Raw genomic sequence first — 6,562 nt, 5'->3', positions numbered from 1 at the left:
TATTCCGCCTCAGATGTCACATTTGTCAATACCTCTTGACCTGAATCCTTACATTCTTTTTTTTCAATATGCAAAGTAATTTCTATTTTCGATTCTTCTTGTATATTTGAAAGTTTACTTGGTAAAGTCTTTAAACTTCTATGAGGATGATTTTCAAAATCTAGTGTTAGTAGCTCAAGTAAAGATGTTTTTCCTGCATTATTTCGCCCAACAATAATATTAATACCTGATGAAAATTCCATTAGGCCAGAGTCGAGATATGACTTATAGTTAAATACTTGCAGCTTCTTGATAAACATTTTGTATTATTTATTGACTAAGTTAATTCTATTATTGGCAATTTAACTTATTTTGCCAAGTAAAACCGAAAAAACCCGGTCTCTTAGAGAAGCCGGGTTTCTATGGAAATGTCATAGATGAGCTTAGTAAACTACTGCATAAGTTGTAAGACTTAAAGTGAAGAAGTGATGCACCGTAACGCGTCTTACTATCCCGGAAGTTGTTTTTTCAGTGCTTCCAGAGAAGCCCAACGGTTATCAACTGGAGTTTCACGACTATCAGAAGTATCAGGACTATCAACTGTACTACTTACAGGAATACCTGGACAATTGCGATCGCACAGTTGCCGTTGTGGTACTGCCAAGCACATCTGCTCATACAGCCATTCGTTTGGATAAAAATAACCATCAGGCGGTAAACTTTCCAGCAAATCTTCCATGACTACTTCCCTTTCTAAGGGCAAGTCATTTGCCTGATTTGCCGTTTCGTCTAACCAGATGATTTCTTTCGTATCAAGCCCTAAACGATGATTGTATTGCTGCAAGCAGCGGTTGCAGGTACAGGTAATAATTGTTTCTGCTTGACTAGATACTTGTAAGTAATTACCATGATGCTGTACGCGCACGTAGCCGCGAACTGGTGTCAAAGTTTCCAGACCAGGCAGAAATTCATTAACCTGAACTTCCTCTGTCCGCTCCGGGGCTTGAGTTAGCTGCGGAATATAAACTGCGTCCATAGGATTTGTGAGACATCCTCACTGAAATTTATCTTGATTACCAGCGACTATACTGATATTGAATTTTTATTTTATCTCTTAAGAACAAGAGAAATTTTGAAATTATATGGTTATGAGTTTTCAATTAACTCCAAACTCATAACTCTTAACTCCTAACTCCTAACTCCTTCCAACGAAGCTGGACAGACAACCAGATGGCGATGTGGCTCTTTACCGCGACTGAAGGTTTCTAAATCTCCAAATTCCTTTAAGAAGGTATGAACTTGACGCCGTTCAGCAGAACTAAGAGATTTGATTTCCACTTCTCTACCAGAAAAGCGCACTTCATCGGCTGCTGCTTCTGCTAATGCGCGAATTTCGGCTTCTCTTTTCACCCGGTAGCCATTTAACTCAATGGTGTAAGAGGCTTGTTCTTCCGGGGGTTGGCTAAGGTTTAGAACCGAATTTGCGAGATACTGAATCGCATCTAACACAGAACCATCAGCACCAATTAACACCTGGATTTGTTCTGATGTCAAATTGGTTTGGTCAATAGTCAACCAGTAGTTATCTGGTTCTGGAGAATCGCCGTCTTGAGATTGGGCAGTTTCTAAATGACCCTGAATCTCAGCAGGTATTCCAGTGAGTTCCAGCAGGGTTTTTAACCACTGCTGACCTCGCTGCATCGGAATGTCGCTCATGATCCCCCTGTCGCCTTTTTCTTAGGACTTTTTGGTTCAAATGGTAATGCTTTTTGTTCTGTGACTGCTGCTTCTTTCTCCTGGGTTTCTACAATTTTTTGCAGTTCCTCCGGTAGAGGTTCGCGGGAAAGAAGATAAGTTTGGGCGGTTTGGAAAATATTACCAATCACCATATACATCAGCACCCCGGCTGGTAGGGGGAAGAACAAGAACATCCCAGAAAAGATAACGGGGGTGATTTTGTTAACTGTATCCTGCTGCGGATTGCCACCACTGGAATTTTGCCCGGAAAGCATTTGGCTAACATAAAGGCTGATTCCAAAGAAAACGATCATGGCGACAATATCCCAATGGATTGTGCCATCTGCATCTTGTGCGCCAACCCTGCCTAAAGCATCAATAAATAGAAAGCCTTTTTCTGCTGCTAATCCAGGAATTGTTCCTTGAATAGTAACTTCTCCTGGTTGCAAGGCTTCTACATTGCCCTCGGCATCAATTTTTATCCTATCTTCACCCTTGGTAATTTTCCAATCAGGAATCAGTTTATTTTCTGGGTGTTCTGCTAAGAGTACCTGAAATGGTTTACCTTCAACAGTCTGATACTGTATTTTGGTTTGTTCTCCCACCGCTAATTTATTTCCGCTGGGAATAATGGCAGCTACTTTAACGTGTTCCCCATCTGCAACGTAAATATTTTGCGGAGCAGTGGCAAAGGCTTGTGGTTGAATTTGTTCGATTTGTTCTGCGGGAAGAATTTGCAGGTTAACGCTATAGTTCGCACTTGCAAAAGGCGAACCCCGCAAAGTAGCAAACAGCGCTAACAAGACTGGCATTTGCACTAGTAATGGAAAGCAGCCTGCCAAAGGGTTGCCAAATTCTTTTTGGACATTAACCATTTCCTCCTGCTGCTTTTGCGGTTCATCCTTATAGCGCTCTTTAATTTCTGCCATCCGCTTCTGCATCAGAGGTTGTACAATTCGCATTTTCCGCATATTGCGAATTGAGCCAGCACTCAGGGGATAGAGCGCGAAGCGGACTATCAGGGTCAAAGCAACGATCGCTAATCCGTAGCTAGGCACAATACCATAGAAGAAATCTATGATTGGCAGCATCACGTTGTTCGAGAGAAAGCCGATACCAAAATCCATTATTCTGAATTCAACCTGAGGTACTGTAAACTGAATCTAATTTATCTAAATCATGATTTGTCGGCGACTATCTTTCGCTACGGATAGCCGCACATTTAAATGGAGCATTGGGAATTGGGCATTGGTTCATTTTCCTCATCTTCCCCTGCTGCCATCACTGATTGGCAGTGGCGCTAAATTCGGGATTTTTCGCAGCAATTCTTTCGTTTATGTAGTCATAGACTTCCCGAAAATTGGGAATTGCACGCAATTCCAGACGACTGCCGTTTTTTAGGGTGATCGCCATATCTCCCCAAAAGCCAATGCCACGGGGAACTTTGACGATTTTGACAATTTCTGAGTAAATTACGTCAGTGCGATCGCGTCCCTGCCAACCTCCAATCACAGTAATTCGGCGATCGGTGATGCGGAAACGCAGCCACAATGCCCTGACAATTGCTCCAACTGCTAATGGTAGCCCGACAATGGTTAGCCCAATCAGCAGGTTGACAATTAAATCCCCAACATGGGGGCCACCTTCATAATAAACATCTTCACGAATTCCCATCGAACACCTCAGCTTGTGCCAACAACTGCTCTAATTCTTGCAGAAATTGTCGGCTTACGCACTTAGATTCTGCTGCTGTAGGTTTGACAATGAATACTAACCGCCATCCTGGTGATAATTTTGGCAGCAAGTTGTATAAAGCAGCAGTAATTTGCCGTTTGATTCGGTTGCGAACCACTGCCCTTTTGCTGACTTTCGTGCTAATTGAAATACCAATCCGCGTGCTAGCAAGGAGCTTTGAGTCAGTTGCTTGTGTAGTCTGGGTGGCAGTGTCCAAAGAAGGTTTCATTGAACACAAAGGCTTTAAGGCTCTCAATGTTAAATAAGAGCCATGACGCCGAATTCCTTCCCGGAAAACTGCCTGGAAATCCTTTCGGGATTTTAGCCGATTTGCTTTGGGCAAAGCCACAGATGCTCTTTTAGCTTGATATGCCCTAAACAGCCAGACGGTGACGGCCTTTTTTTCTTCTGGCGCTAATCACGTTTCTGCCATCTGGTGTCCGCATCCTGGCGCGAAAACCAGAGGTTCTTTTTCTCTTACGGCTAGTACCGCCCAGTGTTCTTTTCATACTCTTCTCCTCTTAGGTGATTTTTATAAAAACTCACAATCTCTAATTTTATCACTTTGTTAGGGAATTGGGAATCGCCGATTGGTTATATCCCCACTCCCTACTCCCGATTCTTAATTAATGCTCAAAATCCATGTTCCCATGTAGCGTAGTAGTGGCACATCGCCAGGGGAGAGTACTTGACAGTTAAAATAGTAAACTCCGCCGAAGGATGGGTTTTTCACGTTAGATAACACTACCTCGACTGCGCTACCTGCTGGTACTGGCTCTTGAGGAAAAATATTAATCAGTTTACCTTCTTTGTCCCACTTCACCTCAGAAAGCGGCACTGCTTTGCCTTTGACTCGGACTTCAATTTTTTTCTGGTCAAAAGTTCCTTTGTAATAATCAGGGTAGTTAATGGCAAATTGACCAACTGCCAATTTCATTCTTTTGGCTGGAATCCTTAATATGTATCGATCCCAACCATTAGCTTGTCCCCCAAAATCTAATCGGAAGGGTAGCTGATTTTCTTGTTTGACGCCGCTAAACAGCGTAAATCCAGGTAAGCTTTGCGCCCAAGTCAAGGTTGGTAATCCAGTAACCAAAAAGCTAGTCACGGCTAAAGCAGAAAGTAAACGTCGCATAATTGGGCTTCCTCTACGAAAATATAAATCTGTTATCTAAAAATAACTGTGTGTTAGTATTCTTTACTAAACTTTACTACTGACTTCCTGACAATGGACGTTTAATTCCCAAAAAAAGTGCCATCCTGCCTGAAGTTTAGGCAACAGTAAAGGTACTTAGTATTAAAACAACCGTATATTAATTTACTTCATTACCCTTGTGTAGCCATGATTTGATTTCCAAGTTGGGTCAAATTTGAACTAGATATAAACACAGTTAAGGGTGGGATTGTGTTTCTAAATATGTATAAGTGTATCTAAATTTGAGAATTTTGTTATAAAAATTGAGGTGTGCCATCAGCGATCGCCAGTTAACTTGGGCTAAATTGATTAAAATAAGTTGGATTGGAATCGAACTCGTAATCATTAAAATTTGATTGGGAAATTATCAAGGTTTCAAAATTCGGTCAATATTACTCTATAAGAAAGGAATACCAAAATTTCTCAATCCCGAAAACAAGCTAAAGATAAAGATGCAAAATTTGGGAATCAATTTAGGATGTGCAATACGTAACCCTGTTTGCAACTATCTGAAAATATGACATCTGCGAGCGGCAAAGTGAGGCTTTGCCTGGAGAGCTAAGAGTGGGAGAGGAAAGATTCAAGGTTCAATCTACAAGTAAAATTCATGGCTGATGTTCCTGCCTAAGTACTATGAGTAGGGGACATCTATCATCTGGACAATCGCTTACTTGGCAGAGATTAAGTATTTATCTTCAGGAGATTTCATGAGAATAGCAGTTGCTAAAGAAATTGAGGTTTGTGAACGTCGTGTGGCATTAATTCCTGACACAGTTGCCCGATTGGTAAAACAAGGCTTGGAAGTGTGGGTAGAAGCAGGTGCAGGAGAGCGATCTTTTTTTAGCGATCCTGACTATGAAGCAGCAGGAGCCATAATAATCAGCGATACTGCCAAATTATGGGGTGAAACAGATATTCTGCTGAAAGTCAGTCCACCGCAAGAACGAGAAGATGGACGTTCAGAAATTGATTTGTTAAAGGAAGGGGCTGTTTTAGTCAGTTTCCTCAATCCTTTGGGAAATCCCATTGTGGCGCAGCAACTAGCAAATCGGAAAGTCACAGCTTTGAGTATGGAGATGATCCCCCGTACTACCAGGGCACAAAGTATGGATGCTTTGTCCTCGCAAGCTTCATTAGCAGGTTACAAAGCAGTATTAATTGCCGCAGCAGCATTACCGAAATACTTCCCGATGTTAACCACAGCCGCAGGTACGATCGCTCCAGCCAAAGTATTTATTATGGGCGCTGGTGTAGCGGGATTGCAAGCGATCGCCACCGCTAGACGTTTGGGAGCAGTAGTAGAAGCCTTTGATATCCGTCCCGCCGTCAAAGAAGAAGTGCAAAGCTTAGGGGCAAAATTCGTTGAAGTCAAATTAGACGAAGAAACCGTCGCTGCTGGCGGTTACGCCAAAGAAATTTCTGAAGCTAGTAAACAACGTACTCAAGAAGTTGTTGCTGAACACATCAAAAATTCTGATGTCGTAATTACTACTGCTCAAGTACCTGGAAGACAAGCACCACGGCTAGTAACAGAAGAAATGGTGGCACAAATGAAACCAGGTTCAGTAATTGTGGATTTAGCTGCTGAACAAGGTGGTAACTGCGCCTGTACTGAACCCGGCAAAGATATTGTGTGGAATGGTGTAACAATTATTGGCCCTATCAATCTCCCATCATCAATGCCAATTCACGCCAGCCAATTGTATGCCAAGAATGTAACATCGTTGATTCAACTGCTAATTAAAGACAAAGCTTTACAGGTGGATTTTGGCGACGACATCGTTGATGCTGCTTGCGTTACCCATGCAGGTGAAATTCGCAATCAACGAGTGCGGGATGCACTACAAGCATCGAATACTCAACAACCGGCGGTTAATTAGGGAGATGAGGGAGATGAGGGAGATAGGGGGACAAGAG

The 6,562-nt window shown here is 42.4% G+C and carries 9 protein-coding genes; 1 reads left to right on the top strand and 8 read right to left on the bottom strand.

Annotated features, from left to right (window positions below; translation table 11 throughout):
• From RMY16_RS10250 to RMY16_RS10215, 8 genes are all read right to left on the bottom strand, one after another.
• Nucleotides 1–242, bottom strand: a 242-nt coding sequence (locus tag RMY16_RS10250) for an AAA family ATPase (RefSeq protein ID WP_322736258.1), incomplete at its 3' end; no start/stop codon positions are given.
• A gap of 245 nt (nt 243–487) precedes the next feature.
• Nucleotides 488–1,015, bottom strand: a complete 528-nt coding sequence (locus RMY16_RS10245; RefSeq protein ID WP_322736257.1) for a DUF177 domain-containing protein — start codon at nt 1,013–1,015, stop codon at nt 488–490.
• A 152-nt stretch (nt 1,016–1,167) separates the two neighbouring features.
• A complete protein-coding gene (locus RMY16_RS10240; RefSeq protein WP_289798073.1) occupies nt 1,168–1,695 on the bottom strand; it encodes a protein jag in 528 nt (175 codons plus the stop codon).
• Nucleotides 1,692–2,843, bottom strand: coding sequence for a membrane protein insertase YidC (gene yidC, locus RMY16_RS10235; protein ID WP_322736256.1), 1,152 nt, complete (start codon nt 2,841–2,843; stop codon nt 1,692–1,694). The genes RMY16_RS10240 and yidC overlap by 4 nt, the downstream gene beginning before the upstream one ends.
• 154 nt (nt 2,844–2,997) lie before the next feature.
• Entirely contained in the window at nt 2,998–3,390 is a 393-nt protein-coding gene (locus RMY16_RS10230; RefSeq protein ID WP_289798076.1) for a PH domain-containing protein, read from the bottom strand.
• The gene (gene rnpA / locus RMY16_RS10225) at nt 3,377–3,799 is read right to left on the bottom strand and encodes a ribonuclease P protein component (RefSeq protein WP_322736255.1); all 423 of its coding nucleotides are present in this window, start codon (nt 3,797–3,799) and stop codon (nt 3,377–3,379) included. Before rnpA ends, RMY16_RS10230 begins: the two co-directional genes overlap by 14 nt.
• Before the next feature lie 25 nt (nt 3,800–3,824).
• The gene (gene rpmH / locus RMY16_RS10220; protein WP_084227158.1) at nt 3,825–3,959 is read right to left on the bottom strand and encodes a 50S ribosomal protein L34; all 135 of its coding nucleotides are present in this window, start codon (nt 3,957–3,959) and stop codon (nt 3,825–3,827) included.
• 113 nt (nt 3,960–4,072) lie between these two features.
• On the bottom strand, nt 4,073–4,585 hold the full coding sequence (locus RMY16_RS10215; RefSeq protein ID WP_322661036.1) for a DUF2808 domain-containing protein: 513 nt from the start codon (nt 4,583–4,585) through the stop codon (nt 4,073–4,075).
• A gap of 767 nt (nt 4,586–5,352) precedes the next feature.
• On the opposite strand from RMY16_RS10215, the gene RMY16_RS10210 reads away from it, so the two are divergent.
• A complete protein-coding gene (locus RMY16_RS10210) occupies nt 5,353–6,525 on the top strand; it encodes a Re/Si-specific NAD(P)(+) transhydrogenase subunit alpha (protein WP_322661034.1) in 1,173 nt (390 codons plus the stop codon).
• Nucleotides 6,526–6,562 lie beyond the last annotated feature (37 nt).

This window comes from Nostoc sp. DedQUE12b (assembly GCF_034530835.1).
Classification (GTDB): Bacteria; Cyanobacteriota; Cyanobacteriia; order Cyanobacteriales; family Nostocaceae; genus Nostoc.
This window is presented reverse-complemented; position numbering and strand designations above follow the sequence as displayed.